15 protein-coding genes, 4 rRNA genes and 1 riboswitch are annotated in these 17528 nt (G+C 43.2%); of the genes, 2 read left to right on the top strand and 17 right to left on the bottom strand.

Features of this window, described 5'->3' with window-relative positions; all coding sequences use genetic code 11:
- Window positions 1–5: 5 nt before the first annotated feature.
- The 10 genes from ung to PVK79_RS04925 all read right to left on the bottom strand — a co-directional run bounded on the left by ung (window position 6) and on the right by PVK79_RS04925 (window position 8315).
- The gene (gene ung, locus PVK79_RS04970) at window positions 6–668 is read right to left on the bottom strand and encodes a uracil-DNA glycosylase (RefSeq protein WP_145242908.1); all 663 of its coding nucleotides are present in this window, start codon (window positions 666–668) and stop codon (window positions 6–8) included.
- Window positions 665–1522 (bottom strand): cobalamin-binding protein, encoded by an 858-nt coding sequence (locus PVK79_RS04965; protein WP_145242907.1) that lies wholly within the window; start codon window positions 1520–1522, stop codon window positions 665–667. Before PVK79_RS04965 ends, ung begins: the two co-directional genes overlap by 4 nt.
- Window positions 1522–2121: a cob(I)yrinic acid a,c-diamide adenosyltransferase gene (gene cobO / locus PVK79_RS04960; RefSeq protein ID WP_145242905.1), complete on the bottom strand. Its 600-nt coding sequence runs from the start codon at window positions 2119–2121 to the stop codon at window positions 1522–1524. The genes PVK79_RS04965 and cobO overlap by 1 nt, the downstream gene beginning before the upstream one ends.
- Window positions 2105–3607 (bottom strand): cobyric acid synthase, encoded by a 1503-nt coding sequence (locus tag PVK79_RS04955; RefSeq protein WP_182731883.1) that lies wholly within the window; start codon window positions 3605–3607, stop codon window positions 2105–2107. Before PVK79_RS04955 ends, cobO begins: the two co-directional genes overlap by 17 nt.
- Window positions 3607–4134, bottom strand: coding sequence for a bifunctional adenosylcobinamide kinase/adenosylcobinamide-phosphate guanylyltransferase (gene cobU, locus PVK79_RS04950; RefSeq protein WP_182759992.1), 528 nt, complete (start codon window positions 4132–4134; stop codon window positions 3607–3609). Before cobU ends, PVK79_RS04955 begins: the two co-directional genes overlap by 1 nt.
- Complete coding sequence (locus PVK79_RS04945) at window positions 4131–4928, bottom strand: adenosylcobinamide-GDP ribazoletransferase (RefSeq protein WP_182759991.1); 798 nt, start codon at window positions 4926–4928, stop codon at window positions 4131–4133. Before PVK79_RS04945 ends, cobU begins: the two co-directional genes overlap by 4 nt.
- Window positions 4928–5992, bottom strand: coding sequence for a nicotinate-nucleotide--dimethylbenzimidazole phosphoribosyltransferase (cobT, locus tag PVK79_RS04940; protein WP_182735816.1), 1065 nt, complete (start codon window positions 5990–5992; stop codon window positions 4928–4930). The genes PVK79_RS04945 and cobT overlap by 1 nt, the downstream gene beginning before the upstream one ends.
- A gap of 4 nt (window positions 5993–5996) precedes the next feature.
- Window positions 5997–6992 carry a FecCD family ABC transporter permease gene (locus PVK79_RS04935; protein ID WP_182735817.1) on the bottom strand — a complete coding sequence of 332 codons (996 nt, stop codon included), beginning with the start codon at window positions 6990–6992 and terminating at the stop codon, window positions 5997–5999.
- A complete protein-coding gene (locus tag PVK79_RS04930) occupies window positions 6979–7815 on the bottom strand; it encodes an ABC transporter ATP-binding protein (RefSeq protein WP_425607876.1) in 837 nt (278 codons plus the stop codon). Before PVK79_RS04930 ends, PVK79_RS04935 begins: the two co-directional genes overlap by 14 nt.
- A gap of 86 nt (window positions 7816–7901) precedes the next feature.
- Window positions 7902–8044, bottom strand: a riboswitch (cobalamin riboswitch).
- A 22-nt stretch (window positions 8045–8066) separates the two neighbouring features.
- Entirely contained in the window at window positions 8067–8315 is a 249-nt protein-coding gene (locus PVK79_RS04925) for a histidine phosphatase family protein (RefSeq protein ID WP_274804053.1), read from the bottom strand.
- A gap of 634 nt (window positions 8316–8949) precedes the next feature.
- On the opposite strand from PVK79_RS04925, the gene PVK79_RS04920 reads away from it, so the two are divergent.
- Window positions 8950–9084, top strand: a complete 135-nt coding sequence (locus PVK79_RS04920) for a hypothetical protein (protein ID WP_257324444.1) — start codon at window positions 8950–8952, stop codon at window positions 9082–9084.
- Between the two features lie 168 nt (window positions 9085–9252).
- A complete protein-coding gene (locus PVK79_RS04915) occupies window positions 9253–9477 on the top strand; it encodes a transposase (protein WP_257324442.1) in 225 nt (74 codons plus the stop codon).
- A 60-nt stretch (window positions 9478–9537) separates the two neighbouring features.
- Here the strand turns inward: PVK79_RS04915 and PVK79_RS04910 are convergent, their stop codons facing one another.
- The 7 genes from PVK79_RS04910 to PVK79_RS04880 form a co-directional block, all read right to left on the bottom strand.
- Window positions 9538–9870: a histidine phosphatase family protein gene (locus PVK79_RS04910; protein ID WP_257325424.1), complete on the bottom strand. Its 333-nt coding sequence runs from the start codon at window positions 9868–9870 to the stop codon at window positions 9538–9540.
- A gap of 135 nt (window positions 9871–10005) precedes the next feature.
- Window positions 10006–10347, bottom strand: a complete 342-nt coding sequence (locus tag PVK79_RS04905) for an FKBP-type peptidyl-prolyl cis-trans isomerase (protein ID WP_310736657.1) — start codon at window positions 10345–10347, stop codon at window positions 10006–10008.
- 394 nt (window positions 10348–10741) lie between these two features.
- Window positions 10742–10856, bottom strand: a 5S ribosomal RNA gene (gene rrf / locus PVK79_RS04900).
- A 62-nt stretch (window positions 10857–10918) separates the two neighbouring features.
- Window positions 10919–11033, bottom strand: a 5S ribosomal RNA gene (gene rrf, locus PVK79_RS04895).
- A gap of 197 nt (window positions 11034–11230) precedes the next feature.
- Window positions 11231–14117 (bottom strand): 23S ribosomal RNA (locus tag PVK79_RS04890).
- A gap of 296 nt (window positions 14118–14413) precedes the next feature.
- Window positions 14414–15954 (bottom strand): 16S ribosomal RNA (locus PVK79_RS04885).
- Together the 16S, 23S and 5S rRNA genes form the textbook arrangement of a ribosomal RNA operon.
- 646 nt (window positions 15955–16600) lie before the next feature.
- Window positions 16601–17458: a tetratricopeptide repeat protein gene (locus PVK79_RS04880; protein ID WP_145241107.1), complete on the bottom strand. Its 858-nt coding sequence runs from the start codon at window positions 17456–17458 to the stop codon at window positions 16601–16603.
- Window positions 17459–17528 lie beyond the last annotated feature (70 nt).

The raw sequence follows: 17528 nt of genomic DNA, 5'->3' as shown, positions 1-17528 counted from the left end.
AATTCCTAAACTTGCCAATCGATCGCTGTTTGCCCTTGCTGTGTTAATAACTGATTGGTTGCGGAAAAATGCTGGCAACCAAAGAAGCCACGATGCGCAGACAACGGCGATGGGTGCGGGCCATTTAAAATATGGTGACGCGTACTATCAATGCCTTTACCTTTCTTTTGTGCGTGAGCACCCCATAAAATAAATACCACACCTTCACAGTGTTGATTAATATGGGCAATAACCTTATCGGTAAACTGCTCCCAACCTAAGTGTTTATGGGAATGGGCTTGGCCTTGCTCAACAGTCAGTACGGTATTAAGTAAAAACACCCCTTGCTCTGCCCAGCGTTGTAAATAACCGTGCGTAGGCACGCGAAAACCATCGATATCTGTAGCCAGCTCTTTATAGATATTTTTTAATGAGGGTGGAAGTTTACCTACCTCTGGTAATACCGAAAAACACAAACCATGTGCTTGTCCTTCGCCGTGGTAAGGATCTTGTCCTAAAATAACCACTTTTATATTACTTAACGGTGTTGCATCAAATGCACTAAATACATACTGCTCTGGCGGATATACAGCAATACCTTCGCTGCGCTTTTGAGCAACTGTATCCAACGTCTGCTGCATATAAGTTTTTGCACATTCGGTTTTTAAAAAGTCTTGCCAATCACTCATTGTGCCTCCTTAATTGCAACGCGTGAATCATCTATTTTAGTACACATATCAGCAAGACCATCCAACATACGCGTGGTAAAACGGTGTAGTAAATCAGCATTGACGCTAATAAACTGATGGTGCTTTACCGCGGGTACTTCGGGCCATTGTGTCCAATCAATCACCGTTTGCTGCGCTTGTGACTTTTCATTAGGCAATATAATGATCTCTGGTTTTGCCACGATCACATTTTCAATACTTATCAGAGGGTAATCAGTTCGGCTGCTAGCAAATACATTACGACCTTGGCAAATTTCGATTAACTGATTGATCCAGGTATTTTTACCCACCGTCATCATCGGTTCTGCCCATAGCTGGTAAAATACCGCGACCTTACTTTTACCTTGCTGCTTGGCTTTGATTACAGCAATTTTTTGCTCAAATTCAAGTGCGGCTTGCTCGGCTGATTGCTCACGTCCAGTAAGCTCACCTAAACGGCGCAGTTCATTGGGTACTTTATCTACTTCACTGGCGTCACTGTAAATTATATCAATACCAAAACTTTTAATACGTGCTAAATCCTCAGCTTTGCTACCCGTTTTCCATGCTAAAACTAAATCAGGTTTGAGGGCCAGTAGCTTTTCTATTTGAATACCTTGGTGACCACCGATACGTGGGATATCATTGGCCGCAGCAGGGAAATCAGCATATTCCACGGTTCCCACGATTTGCTCACCAGCGCCGATGGTATACAGGTTTTCAACAATATGCGGGGCCAAGGCGATAATTCTTAATTGCTGCTTGTTAGGATCAGCCACGAGCTTAAAGCAGCACAGAGCCAGCGATAAAACGAGTACAAGCCTAAGCGTAGCCATTAATAATCAAATCCTATTTGCGCTTTAACACCAGCATCAAATGCATGCTTAACATTGCGCACTTCACTAACAGTATCAGCTAAGTCAGTTAACTTGCGGTGCGCACCACGGCCAGTAATAATTAAAGATTGCATTGGCGGACGATTAGCGATCACTTCGAGTGCTTCGTCTAAATCAATGTAGCCGTAGGTGATCATATAAGTAATTTCATCAAGTAATACTAAATTAATTGATTCGTCAGCCAACATACGTTTTGCTTCTTGCCAAGTCGCTTGCGCCGCTGCGGTATCTGATTCTTTATTTTGCGTCTCCCAGGTAAAACCTGTGTTCATAATGGCAAATTCAACCCCTGCGCCTTGCAATACATTACGCTCACCACACGGCCAAGTACCTTTAATAAACTGGCACACAGCAGCTTTCATGCCATGGCCTACACAACGTGTTACCGTGCCAAACCCTGAGGTTGATTTACCTTTACCGTTACCGGTGATCACCTGAAAAACACCTTTCTCAGTTTGTGCTGCGGCTATACGCTCATCAACTTTATCTTTTACTTTTTGTTGGCGTTGTTGGTGCTTGTCGTTATGTGTGTCGCTCATGATTAACTCCTTCCCAGTTTTGGTAAATTTGCGTTATTTTGTCTAAATCTAAATGTTCTTTACACATCGTGGCTAAGCGCGTTAATTGCTGCTCGCGATGTGTGTCTATATCTATTAATTGGGTAATACCACTATTTGGCAATACCCAATCCAGTATTAGTTGCGTAGCTGCACTGCTATCAAATAAGCCATGTAAGTAAGTACCTGCTATACAATCATCATCTGATATAAAGCCATCTTGCCTAACATGCTGTGGATGCTGAGTAAATTGTAAAAAAGGCTTTTTAAATGCTGGGCCAGCGCTGCAACCAGCGTGTATTTCATAGCCTGCGACTTTTGCTTGTTGACCGCCAAGATGGATCACACCAGCAGCTTGAGTTAGTACTTTATGCTGCCCTAAGTGAGTGGCAAAATCAGCAAGCCCTAAAGCTTTACAGTGTGTTTTACTTGATTCCACACCCTCAGGGTCATAAATATCTGTGCCGAGCATTTGCAAACCTCCGCAAATACCTAATAACTTACCGCCATAACGCAAGTGACGCTGAATCTGCTCGCCCCAGCCTTCATTGTTTAAAAAGGCTAAATCATTAATAACATTTTTACTGCCAGGAATGATGATCAGATCAACGTGTGGAATTGCTTGAGTATGGCGAATGTAATTAATGTCAATTTGCGGGTTTAAACGCAGCGCATCAAAATCAGTGTGGTTACTAATATGAGGAAGTAGCAATACTGCGATTTTTATTTTTGCTTGGCTTACTTGATTATCTATCGCTACCGCGTCTTCAGCATCGAGGGCGAGATCATGTAAATACGGCAACACCCCTAACACTGGTTTACCTGTGTACTCTTCAAGCCAATCAAGGCCACCTTGCAATAAGCCTATATCGCCACGAAAACGGTTGATCACAAAGCCTTTTACTCGTGCTTGTTCTGACTCGCTTAATAGCGCAAGAGTACCGACCAAATGCGCAAACACACCGCCTTTATCTATATCTGCAATAATGATCACGGGGCAATCAACCGCTTCGGCGTAACCCATATTAGCAATATCACCCGCACGTAGATTAATTTCAGCCGGGCTGCCCGCCCCTTCAACTACCAGTAGCTCAAACTCTTCGCTTAAACGCTGTTGCGAAGCCAGTACCGCATCCATCGCGACTTTTTTATAATCATGATAAGCACCTGCTTCCATATTACTAATGGCTTTACCGTGAATTATCACTTGAGCGCCAGTATCACTATTGGGCTTGAGTAAAATGGGGTTAAAATCAACCCGTGGCGCCACTTTAGCTGCAATCGCCTGTAGTGCTTGCGCACGACCTATTTCGCCGCCATCTTCTGTTACAGCGCTGTTTAAGGCCATATTTTGTGGTTTGAATGGAGCAACTTTGATCCCGCGTTCAACAAATACCCGGCACAATGCTGCAACTAAAGTACTTTTCCCTGCATCAGAAGTCGTACCTTGTACCATTAATGTTTTCATCATGACTGCCCTTTCAGTGTTAAGGCAAGACCTGCCATTATAAATTCAACTCGCGCAGCTTTTGCGGCAATGGCTTGATGTAACCAGCCTGATTCATCTACAAACCGGCGGCTTAGCTCGCCCAGAGGCACAATACCGTGGCCAACTTCGTTACTGACAAAAATCACTTGCCCCGGTAAATTTTCAAGGGTATTTAGTAGTGCTGATTTCTGTTCATCCCAACAATCACTTGTGGCGTGACATAAACAGTTACTTAACCATAAGGTTAAGCAATCAACTAAAATACAGTTATCTTTGCTGCTGTGTGTTTGTAACGCTTCAGCCAATGCAATTGGCTCCTCAACTAACGGCCAATCGACAGGGCGCTGTTTTTGATGATGGACTATACGATCTTGCATTTCAGTATCGTGGGCTTGCGCCGTTGCGAGGTAAATAACGCTTTTATTGCTTTGCTGTGCAAGCTGTTCAGCAAAGCGGCTTTTTCCACTGCGTGCGCCGCCTAAAATAAATGTGTGGTTAGCGTTCATAATATACTCACGAAAGTTAAGTAAATGGCAATTTCACTTAGCTGCTGCGCCGCACCTAAACAATCGCCAGTGTAACCACCTAACTGCTGTTTAAACCAGCGGATCAAAATGACTCTTAGGATCAGTAATACTGCTACAAGAATGAATACGGTTTGCCATAACAATACACCAACAGCAATCAAGCTAACCAGTAAAGTAGCGGCGGTTACAAGTAACGTAACTAAACTAGTGACCGATAGGTGCATAGCAAGCGGCTTTACTTTTGAAGTCGCATCTTCACTTACATACTCCATCCCCATAATTAAACTGGTTGCCACTACTCGGCTTACACATTGCCCGATAACAATTGCACTCAATACAGTAATCAATGACTCACTAAGAAAGAGTAGGCTTTGAAATTTAACCAGCAGCATAATAAATAATGCCGCTGCACCATAAGTACCAAGACGACTATCTTTCATAATGGCAAGCTTTTGCGACACCTGCCAACCACCGCCAAAACCATCCCATACATCGGCCCAGCCATCTTCATGAAATGCGCCTGTTAATAACAACCCGACCGCCATCATTAGTAATACACTTATTGATGCTGGTAACAGTAATTGAAAAACGCCGTAGCTGAGTGCTAATAATCCACCAAGCAGTAAACCCACTAAAGCAAAATAGCGACTTGCTTGATTTAAATGAGCACCGGTTACATTAAAGCGCAACTGCACCGGTAGCCGGGTTAAAAAGCTAATTGCTAATAACAGTAACTGCCATTGCGTTACTTTATTTGCCTCTGGGTTAGGCATTAACTGACAACCTGCTTAACACCAGCATCAGCAAAACTAGCCATCTGATTATAAAAACCAAGTGCGGCTTGCAATAATGGTAAACTTAACGCAGCGCCAGTGCCTTCACCCAAGCGTAAATCAAGTTGCAGCAGTGGCTTAACATCGAGTGCGTTTAACATCAGTCGATGGCCTTGCTCATTTGAGCAATGTGCAAAAATTAAATAATCTTTCACTGCTGGGTTAATATTAATTGCGGCCATTGCCGCAGCACTACAAATAAAGCCATCAACTACTACAGCCATGCCTTGCTCAGCCGCAGCCAACATAGCTCCCGTAATATGCACAATTTCAAAGCCACCTAACGCTGCAAGTAGTGAAATAGGATCTGCTAAATGTAACTGATGCAATACCAGCGCTTGCTCTACAACTGTTATTTTACGCGTAACAATATCATCACTAACACCCGTGCCTTTGCCAACACACTGCTGTGCAGGTAAATTCAGCATAGCTGCCATAATCGCTGCTGCACTGGTGGTATTACCTATGCCCATTTCGCCAAAGGCAATTGTATTACAACCACTATGACTGAGCTGCTGCACCAGCTGTTTAGCATTATTAAAGCCTTGCTGTACCTGCGCGGTATTCATTGCCATGTCTGTATTAAATGGCTTTGTTATACTTCCTAGACGGCAATTATGGACACTTGGCGCTGTGACTGGATGCAAAATACCACAATCAATCACTTCTAATTGCCAACCTAACTGTTGGCAAAAGACATTAATAGCGGCACCACCGCTGACAAAATTAGCTACCATTTGTGAGGTGACATCACTGGGCGCTATCGATACCCCTTGTGCAGCAACACCATGATCTCCTGCAAATACCAGCAAAGTAGGCTTATTGATTGCAGGTGCAAAGGTTTTAAAAGCATCTTCGCTTGCCACTTTTTGGCTAAACAAAGTAACCAGTTGTATTGCACATTGTTCTAACTGTCCAAGTGCACCAAGCGGTTTAGTTTTTTGGTTAATCTTATCAATGATGAGGTGACCAAATTGATTAGTTACTGTGGGTATATTAAACATCTGACTAACTCTCTCGCTTGCGAAAATAAAGTAACGATAAAAAGAAAATACTGCCTATTGCAGAAGTAATAACACCGATTGGCAATTCTTGATTTGCAAGTAAAACACGCGATAGCACATCAACCCACACCATAAATATACCGCCAACTAAAGCCGTCATGATCAAACCAGTAATAGTGCCTTGCGACACAAAAAACCGTACTATATGCGGGATCATCAAACCAACAAAACCAATACCACCACACATCGCCACTAACACTGCAGTGATCAATGAGCTCAATACCAACATTAATAACCGAAACCGCTGTACCGGTATTCCTAAAGTTGCAGCACTTTCATCACCTAGTAACATTGCATTTAGTTGCCGACGAAAACCCATCATCAGCACTGTGCAACTAATAATAACTAAAGCGGGTAACCATAACGTTGACCATTGTGCGCGAGCAAAGCTGCCTAGCGTCCAAAATAAAATAGCCGTGATCGCCTGTGGATCACTAAAATACAAAAGTAAGCTGGTAAAGGCACTGAATAAAAAGGATAAAGCGACCCCAGCCAAGAGCATGCTTTCAACTTGTCCGCGACCTGCTCGTCCGGCAATAAAAACCAGTAATAACATAGTCAATAAACTACCAACAAATGCCGCGGCCGACATTGTTATTCCCGCGCTGACTCCTGTTAGTGTCATAAAACATACCACACCAAATGAGGCTCCCGATGAAATACCAAATAAGTAAGGATCGGCTAACGGGTTACGGGTTACGGTTTGTAAAATTAAACCAGCAATAGCTAGACCAGAGCCAGCTAAAAACGCCAACAATGTTCGTGGCATTCGCAGTTGCCATATGATCCGCGCTATAAAGGAGTCATCTCCCTGACCTATAATACTGTGGTATACATCAATAAATTTACTGGCCGCAGCACCAAAGCTAAGTGCTATAAAAATGCTCGACAAGGCAAAGAATAACGCCACGCTGACTGCAAAATAATTATTTTTTTGCATCAACGCCACCACCTTGATAACCGTAAAAATAGGTAATACGCGGAATGACCTTATTTAATTGTTTACTCTGTGGATGCGCCGAGACTTCGACACAGACACCAAATACTTCGCTAAGCATTTCTTCCGTGATGACGTATTCTGGGCTACCCGTTGCAACTAACTTACCTTGCTTTATCACCAGTAGTTCATCACACATACTTGCTGCAAGATTAAGATCATGGAACGACGCTAATACCGTTACATTTAGCGATTTAGTCAACTCCATTAATTGAATTTGATATTTAATATCTAAGTGGCTGGTAGGCTCGTCCATAATTAATAATTGAGGGCTTTGTACAATTGAACGTGCTATCAATGCGCGTTGCTTCTCGCCACCGGAAAGGGAATCAAACGATTGCTGTAAATGATGGCTCAAGCCAACTTGCTCAATCGCCTGAAAAATAATTTGTTGATCATTTTTAGTTGTCGAACTAAATAAGCTTTTATGCGGCGTAAGGCCAAGACTCACTACATCATAAAGCGATAGATTAAATTGCGAAGGTGTTTCTTGCAGCACCACAGCAACCTGCTTGGCATATTCATCCGCACTTAGCTGCCAAATATTTTTCCCTGCAAATATAACCTCACCGCACACTGGTTTAGTGTAACGGTATAAACAACGCAATAAACTTGATTTACCTGCGCCATTAGGCCCTAACAAACCGATAAACTGGCCTGGTTTTATTGCAAAATTAATATCGTGCAAAATAGCGGTATTTGCCACCGACCACGATAAATTAGTTACTTCAAGTAAAGGGGGATCAATTACTGCTGGTATTTGCAATGTGTTATCTCTCTAGCAATAGCTAAACCCAATACACTACAAACCATTATGATCATGGTGATAATAGAAGAGTTAGCCCGCTCAATAGGTAATAAATTAACGTATTTTGTATCTGACTTATCGCGCTTGCGACTTACAGTTGCGGGAACAGTTGAGGAGTTACACCCCATTCCAAAATACATAAGGCTCTATTATGGGCGGGTGAGTAAATATTTCAATTAATATCTTTCTAGACGGCTAAAAATAGTCTTTTAAAACACAATTCTTGGCCATGCTTTATCGCTATCATCTATGTAAATATCAATACAAATGAGCTTCCCATAACCGATTGAAAATATGTTTTGCTGATTCGACTCTTTTGGTAACCGACAAATAATACCTAATAGTTGCTTGATCACTCCGGCATGCGTTAAAACTAATTGTGCTTGAGTACGATTACTTGCAATATCAATTAGTAACGTTTGCCACCACGTTGCTATTCGCTGATAAAAATCCCTCATACTTTCGCCATGAGGGGGAGTTACTTGCCAAGGGCTTTGCCAAAAATCGCCAAGACTAGTACCCGTTCACATAAGTTCTGATTAGTTCCCTTACTTAAATTCGGGCAACTGATTTATTCCAATTAATAATTTTATAGTTTGGCTTTTTCCTGCAGTTGAAGTGATGAGTATTTTCTTTTTAAGCGTTAAAATCATTGCATGAACACTCAATGATGCAGTCCCAAAACCACTTGTAGCAGGTGCAATACTATTCACTTTTGTGTAGTAATAAATGCCAAATACAGCCTTTTTTCACAGTAAACGACAGCAACTCTTCTTTATTGATAATGAAAATTTTATCCTAATTGACGATCCTTTAACTCATATTTACTCATTTAATATTGTTATGAACTGAAAGTATGCTATTGAATTATAATAAAAATTAGATCTAGTAACCTACTGCAAAAAAGGCATGGTTAATGTTCGAAAGTACAAACGAGCCGCTATTTAATTAAAAGCTGACCGTTGTCGATATACAACAGAGCAAATATGTTAGGCGATTCAAGTTAGTTCTTCAACTGCATTTCGGGTCAAACGTCAGTGTGTCGAAGAGAGTTTAGACGCTGTTTTAAATGAAGATGCACGAAATTGTGCTATGAGAAAAATATCTGCGAAGGAGGAAGCAACTTTAATAGCCACAGCCTGTACTGAGCAGCCAACGGGATATTGCCGATGGACATTAGCGTCATTAGGTGAGCGATTAATTACATTAACGGATTGGCGTGGATAACTTATTTGTATTTTTTGACCGTCGTCGAGGTTGGCGGCATGTTAAAGCAACATAGGAGAAAACGAAGGTTGATTGTGCTCATTATATGAACGACTTAGTCGATGAACAGTATCCACATGCGAATAAAATTCGTGTAGTGCTAGATAACTATCGACTGATACTGAAGGTGTGTTATTTAAAGCATTTTCACCTCAAGATGCGCGACGTATTTTAAATAAAATAGAGTTCCATTACACACCAAAACATGCGAGCTGGTTGAATATGGTCGAGATAGAAATTGGCAATATGAATAAGCAATGCTTAGATCTTCGCATAGCAAGTACGGAAGAGTTGAAGGCAGATCTCGCGGCGTGGGAATGGCGCCGAAATACAAAAGGCAGTGGTATAAATTAGATTTCTAATATTAATTCTGCACGTGAAAAACTAGAGAGAGCTTACGATGCTCTCAACTAGTCAAAATTTGTGTGATGAAGTACTAGGAGAATCCGTCTGTTGCCACAAATCATCATATTTACAGCCATCCCAATCACCAAAATTAAACTCTCGGAGCTGATCGGTCAGAAAAAGTGGTATTTGCTGGGCATTACTAAAAGATCTGGCAAATTCGCTACAACGTTTCAAAGTCGAACTTTGTACAAGCTCAATATTAGTTAGCTCATTACACGCTTGATGTAATTGCGCACGGCCAAGTTCACTGAGTAAAAAATCTGTCTGTCCGGCCAAGACTCCTTGCTCAATCAATTCGCCATGGCGTAATAAGTAAACGCGACTAGAAAATGGCGGCATAAAACCCTCTTACATTAAAGAAAAGTACTTTTAACAATAGCATAATGGTCATCCTAAACGGATTAAGCGCACATCAAAATGTAGAACGGCATTAGCTCCTATTTTCCCACCATTCCCCTTGCGTCCCCACGCCAGCTATGCAGGAATTACAAATTCATAGCGAGAACCAACCGACATCAATAAAATACCTTCTCGTAATCCTTCGATTGCCTCATCTAAGGTAAATACTTCAGGCATTCCAGCTTTATAACTATCAGCTATTACGCTGCCATCAGCAAGCATAATACGCTGATTTATGACCACGGTATCTGTGTCAGTTACTCGCTCACCAGAGATCTCATCTATTACTTTATACATCAAACCAGAAGCACACAGTTGAGTATCAGCATGACGACTAAATTTAACTATGAAGCTTTCACTGTTTTTACGATTGAGTCCTGATGAACCTTTTGATTTAGTTGTTTTTTTACGTACCATGAAGCTCCACCATTTGTATGATAAATATAATGGTTTTATCGCATAGGTAGAGGCCTGAACGCAAGTTTTATAGTGAGTTTGCGAGTTTTTCAAAACAATAAAATGATCTTATACCAATCGTGTTAAGTTACTGACCATTTATAGCGACAGATAAATACAGTGATAACAAGGCATAAATTTTGACATGTAGTTGTTCTACATGAAAAATTTATAACGCAGTTAGCGCTTTATTTAGCTCGCTAGAATGGTTAAATATTTAAGTCGATTGGTATTATACATATAAGAGTAAATGATTGGCGCTGTCTTTGCCCGCCAGCATAATCTCACTGCTAAATCACTTTCCTGCAAACGTAAAAAAGCCCGACTATTTCTAGTCGGGCTTTCTTTAATTAGATCCTGGCAATGTCCTACTTTCACATAGCAAATGCTACACTATCATCGGCGCTGTTTCGTTTCACTACTGAGTTCGGCATGGGGTCAGGTGGGTCCAAAACGCTATTGTTACCAAGAAAATTCTTTTCAATTTTCTTATTTTAATTATTAAGTTTTAAGTCCTTCGACTAAATTTGGAGCCTGGCAATGTCCTACTTTCGCATAGCAAATGCTACACTATCATCGGCGCTGTTTCGTTTCACTACTGAGTTCGGCATGGGGTCAGGTGGGTCCAAAACGCTATTGTTACCAAGCAAATAGGGTGAAAAGGAGTTATGACAAAGCACGTAGTGCTTACATTTCCTTTGCGCAAGGTGCCTCAACTTTAACGCTACGCGCTAAGAGTCACCTTATAAATTTGGAATTCTGATAATAAAGTTTTCAGTAAATCTACTTTAGTCTATTAACTTCTTGCGCTATCAACTATCACATAAAACGCGTTTGGCGTTGTATGGTTAAGCCTCACGGGTAATTAGTACAAGTTAGCTTAACATATCACTATGCTTCCACATCTTGCCTATCAACGTTGTAGTCTTCAACGGCCCTTCAGAGACTTTAAAAGTCTAGTGAGAACTCATCTCGAGGCCTGCTTCGCGCTTAGATGCTTTCAGCGCTTATCAGTTCCGAACGTAGCTACCGGGCAATGCCATTGGCATGACAACCCGAACACCAGCGGTTCGTTCACTCCGGTCCTCTCGTACTAGGAGCAACCCCTCTCAATTCTCAAACGCCCACGGCAGATAGGGACCGAACTGTCTCACGACGTTCTAAACCCAGCTCGCGTACCACTTTAAATGGCGAACAGCCATACCCTTGGGACCGACTTCAGCCCCAGGATGTGATGAGCCGACATCGAGGTGCCAAACACCGCCGTCGATATGAACTCTTGGGCGGTATCAGCCTGTTATCCCCGGAGTACCTTTTATCCGTTGAGCGATGGCCCTTCCATTCAGAACCACCGGATCACTATGACCTACTTTCGTACCTGCTCGACGTGTCTGTCTCGCAGTTAAGCTGGCTTCTACCATTACACTAACCGTACGATGTCCGACCGTACTTAGCCAACCTTCGTGCTCCTCCGTTACTCTTTGGGAGGAGACCGCCCCAGTCAAACTACCCACCAGGCACTGTCCGTAACCCCGATTCAGGGGCCAACGTTAGAACATCAAAACTACAAGGGTGGTATTTCAAGGACGACTCCAACAAAACTAGCGTCTCATCTTCAAAGTCTCCCACCTATCCTACACATGTAGGTTCAATGTTCAGTGCCAAGCTGTAGTAAAGGTTCACGGGGTCTTTCCGTCTAGCCGCGGGTACACAGCATCTTCACTGCGATTTCAATTTCACTGAGTCTCGGGTGGAGACAGCGTGGCCATGGTTACACCATTCGTGCAGGTCGGAACTTACCCGACAAGGAATTTCGCTACCTTAGGACCGTTATAGTTACGGCCGCCGTTTACCGGGGCTTCGATCAAGAGCTTCTCCGAAGATAACCCCATCAATTAACCTTCCGGCACCGGGCAGGTGTCACACCGTATACGTCATCTTGCGATTTTGCACAGTGCTGTGTTTTTAATAAACAGTCCCAGCCACCTGGTCACTGCGGCTCCAATCAGCTTAGGGAGTAAATCCCATCACCAATCGGAGCGTACCTTCTCCCGAAGTTACGGTACGATTTTGCCTAGTTCCTTCACCCGAGTTCTCTCAAGCGCCTTAGTATTCTCTACCTGACCACCTGTGTCGGTTTGGGGTACGATTCGGTATAATCTGAAGCTTAGAGGCTTTTCCTGGAAGTATGGCATCAGCAACTTCATCACCTTAGTGACTCGTCTCGTGTCTCAGCCTAACAGCAACCCGGATTTACCTAAGTCGCTAGCCTACTCACTTTCACATGGACTACCAACGCCATGCTTGCTTAGCCTGCTCCGTCCCCCCATCGCAATTATACCAAGTACGGAAATATTAATCCGTTTCCCATCGACTACGCCTTTCGGCCTCGCCTTAGGGGTCGACTTACCCTACCCTGATTAACATGGGATAGGAACCCTTGGTCTTCCGGCGTGCGGGTTTTTCACCCGCATTATCGTTACTCATGTCAGCATTCGCACTTCTGATACGTCCAGCATACCTCCCGGTACACCTTCAACCGCTTACAGAACGCTCCCCTACCACTCAGAATAAATTCTGAATCCGCAGCTTCGGTGCATAGTTTAGCCCCGTTACATCTTCCGCGCAGACCGACTCGACCAGTGAGCTATTACGCTTTCTTTAAAGGATGGCTGCTTCTAAGCCAACCTCCTGGCTGTCTGGGCCTTTCCACATCGTTTCCCACTTAACTATGACTTTGGGACCTTAGCTGGCGGTCTGGGTTGTTTCCCTCTTCACGACGGACGTTAGCACCCGCCGTGTGTCTCCCGGATATTACTTTACGGTATTCGGAGTTTGCAAAGGGTTGGTAAGTCGGGATGACCCCCTAGCCTTAACAGTGCTCTACCCCCGTAAGTATTCGTCCGAGGCTCTACCTAAATAGATTTCGGGGAGAACCAGCTATCTCCCGGTTTGATTAGCCTTTCACTCCTAGCCACAGGTCATCCCCTAACTTTTCAACGTTAGTGGGTTCGGTCCTCCAGTTGATGTTACTCAACCTTCAACCTGCCCATGGCTAGATCACCGGGTTTCGGGTCTATACCTTGCAACTAGTCGCCCAGTTAAGACTCGGTTTCCCTACGGCTACCCTATTCGGTTAACCTCGCTACAAAATATAAGTCGCTGACCCATTATACAAAAGGTACGCAGTCACCCAACAAGTGGGCTCCTACTGCTTGTACGTACACGGTTTCAGGTTCTATTTCACTCCCCTCACAGGGGTTCTTTTCGCCTTTCCCTCACGGTACTGGTTCACTATCGGTCAGTTGGGAGTATTTAGCCTTAGATGATGGTCCACCTATATTCAGTCAAAGTTTCACGTGCTCCGACCTACTCGATTTCACTTAAAAGGGATTTTCATGTACGGGACTATCACCCTGTATCGTGGCACTTTCCAGAGCCTTCCATTAACACCAATTAAGCTTAAGGGCTGTTCCGATTTCGCTCGCCGCTACTTTCGGAATCTCGGTTGATTTCTTTTCCTACGGGTACTTAGATGTTTCAGTTCTCCGCGTTCGCCTCGTTAACCTATGTATTCAGTTAACGATACCTGCAAGCAGGTGGGTTTCCCCATTCGGAAATCCTAGTCTCAAGTGCTTTTTACTAGCTTGACTAGGCTTATCGCAAGTTAATACGTCCTTCATCGCCTCCAACTGCCAAGGCATCCACCGTGTACGCTTAGTCACTTAACCATACAACCCAAACGGGTCTTTGTTTCGTGACAGTTTAACTTCGCCAGAAGTTAATATTGAATACTAAAGTAGATACCAATCAACAAACGTAAACGTTCATTAAATGGCACTGAATGATACTGCTATCATTCTTTTTTACTTTTGAAAACTCTGTACAAATACACTGTATTCATACGAATTTTATTATCAGCTTTTCCAAATTTTTAAAGAGCATATTAATTAGTTATCCCAAAGGGATACGCACTAATTAACAATCATCTGTGTGGACACTACGAACAAATAAGTTCTAAATCGTATAAGGAGGTGATCCAGCCCCAGGTTCCCCTAGGGCTACCTTGTTACGACTTCACCCCAGTCATGAATCACTCCGTGGTAAACGTCCTCCCGAGGGTTAGACTATCTACTTCTGGAGCAACCCACTCCCATGGTGTGACGGGCGGTGTGTACAAGGCCCGGGAACGTATTCACCGCGTCATTCTGATACGCGATTACTAGCGATTCCGACTTCATGGAGTCGAGTTGCAGACTCCAATCCGGACTACGACGCACTTTAAGTGATTCGCTTACTCTCGCGAGTTCGCAGCACTCTGTATGCGCCATTGTAGCACGTGTGTAGCCCTACACGTAAGGGCCATGATGACTTGACGTCGTCCCCACCTTCCTCCGGTTTATCACCGGCAGTCTCCTTAGAGTTCTCAGCATTACCTGCTAGCAACTAAGGATAGGGGTTGCGCTCGTTGCGGGACTTAACCCAACATCTCACAACACGAGCTGACGACAGCCATGCAGCACCTGTATCAGAGTTCCCGAAGGCACCAAACTATCTCTAGTAAGTTCTCTGTATGTCAAGTGTAGGTAAGGTTCTTCGCGTTGCATCGAATTAAACCACATGCTCCACCGCTTGTGCGGGCCCCCGTCAATTCATTTGAGTTTTAACCTTGCGGCCGTACTCCCCAGGCGGTCTACTTAATGCGTTAGCTTTGAAAAACAGAACCGAGGTTCCGAGCTTCTAGTAGACATCGTTTACGGCGTGGACTACCAGGGTATCTAATCCTGTTTGCTCCCCACGCTTTCGTACATGAGCGTCAGTGTTGACCCAGGTGGCTGCCTTCGCCATCGGTATTCCTTCAGATCTCTACGCATTTCACCGCTACACCTGAAATTCTACCACCCTCTATCACACTCTAGTTTGCCAGTTCGAAATGCAGTTCCCAGGTTGAGCCCGGGGCTTTCACATCTCGCTTAACAAACCGCCTGCGTACGCTTTACGCCCAGTAATTCCGATTAACGCTCGCACCCTCCGTATTACCGCGGCTGCTGGCACGGAGTTAGCCGGTGCTTCTTCTGTAAGTAACGTCACAGATAGCCTCTATTAAAGACTACCCTTTCCTCCTTACTGAAAGTGCTTTACAACCCGAAGGCCTTCTTCACACACGCGGCATGGCTGCATCAGGCTTGCGCCCATTGTGCAATATTCCCCACTGCTGCCTCCCGTAGGAGTCTGGGCCGTGTCTCAGTCCCAGTGTGGCTGATCATCCTCTCAAACCAGCTAGGGATCGTTGCCTTGGTAAGCCATTACCTTACCAACTAGCTAATCCCACTTGGGCTAATCTTTTGGCGTGAGGCCGAAGGTCCCCCACTTTGGTCCGTAGACATTATGCGGTATTAGCAGTCGTTTCCAACTGTTGTCCCCCACCAAAAGGCATATTCCCAAGCATTACTCACCCGTCCGCCGCTCGTCAGCAAAGTAGCAAGCTACTTTCTGTTACCGCTCGACTTGCATGTGTTAGGCCTGCCGCCAGCGTTCAATCTGAGCCATGATCAAACTCTTCAATTAAAAGTTTTTTGTCTTTCGACAGCTCAATGAATTCTGAATTTATTTAATATCTTTCGATATTGAATTGACTGTGCCGAAGCAACTTATAAATAAGTTACTTCTGTTGGTCACTCAGTTTCAATTGAGACTCTAAATTTTTTGCCTTGCTTAGCTATCTAAAAGAAAGTTAAGCTCGGCTGTTAGAACTCAATCTGTACGAGTGCCCACACAGATGATTGCTTTATATTGTTAAAGAACGTTGCGGTTAAAGTTAAACTTTAACTCGCTAGGGCTGCGCATATTACGCTTTCCTATTTTTTTGTCAACACTTAATTTTAAAATTTCTTAAAATCTAAACTCAAGCTTTACTCGACTAACTGATTAACTCTTGCCTCGCTAAGCGTTGCTGTCTGCCGTCTCAGTGGGGTCGCATTATAGGGCGCGGCGAATTTTACGCAAGCGTTTTTTAAAGAAAACTTGAAATAAAGTGCTGTTCGTTCAATTTACGCGCTAAACACACTAAAACCCCTAGTCAACTGTACAAAATAACAACGACTTTTCCCTGAAAGGATCTTCAGTATTATCTATTATCGATATTTCGCAAGTTTTTGGCATAAAAAAAGCGCCATTAACTTCGGCGCTTTCCATAAAACAAAATAAAAACTTGTTAATAGAGGATACTGTAAAGCTTTCTTCTATATTTAGCCGCTAAACTATCACCATCCGGTAAAGAGGCAATAATAGCTAAATAACTTACCTTGGCATCGGCAAAATTCAAATCTTTTTTCAACACTGTAAATAGTAACTCTAACGCTTGCTCTTTTTTGCCTGCTTGGTCGTATGCTGCACTTAGTTCAACTTTTAATTCAAGATCGTTAGGATACTTTTCAACTTTCGCTTGTAATGCTTTTAGCTCTGGCGATTCTTGTGCTTGAAGTGCTTGTGCGCACTTTGCTTGAATATTTGTAAAGTATGCATCTTGCTCATTTTCATTTACTGAAGCTAACAAAGCTTGCGCGTCATCCAGTTTATGAATTTGAATGCATATATCTGCCAATACTAATTTTATACGCGCATTTGTATTGTCTAATTCGTAAGCCTGCTTGGCAAAATTAAACGCTTGATTTAAATCCTGAGCGATCAGTGCTTGCTTGGCTTGTTCTAACAACATTTCATGAGGCTGCGGTAAATGTTTACTTAACGCTTCTCTGATTTGAGTTTCAGCTTGTGCACCGGCTAATACATCAACAGGTGCTGAATCTTTTAATAGCACTAAGGTTGGTAATGTTTGTAGTCCAACTTGCTGTGCTAGTTGTGCTGCGAGTGCTTGCTCTAAATCACAATCTAATGTGGCAACTAATATATAGTCACCATAATCTTTGGCTATTGTCTGTAAAATAGCTGCTTGAGATTGACACTCTGGACTTTGTGCTGAAAAGAAACTTAACAGGACTAGTTTTTGTTGTGATGTTTCACCCAGCACTTGTTGAAGATTTTGCGGATTAACATTTACCATATTATTCATTGCTATTGATTGCCATATCAGACTATTTAGGGTTTTATATGGAGGCAAACATAATAATTACAAGCCCAGA

The sequence above is a fragment of the Pseudoalteromonas rhizosphaerae genome (assembly GCF_028885455.1).
In the GTDB taxonomy this organism is placed as follows: Bacteria; Pseudomonadota; Gammaproteobacteria; order Enterobacterales; family Alteromonadaceae; genus Pseudoalteromonas; species Pseudoalteromonas rhizosphaerae.
Note: the sequence above shows the minus strand (reverse complement) of the source record. Positions and strands in the feature narration are given on the sequence as shown.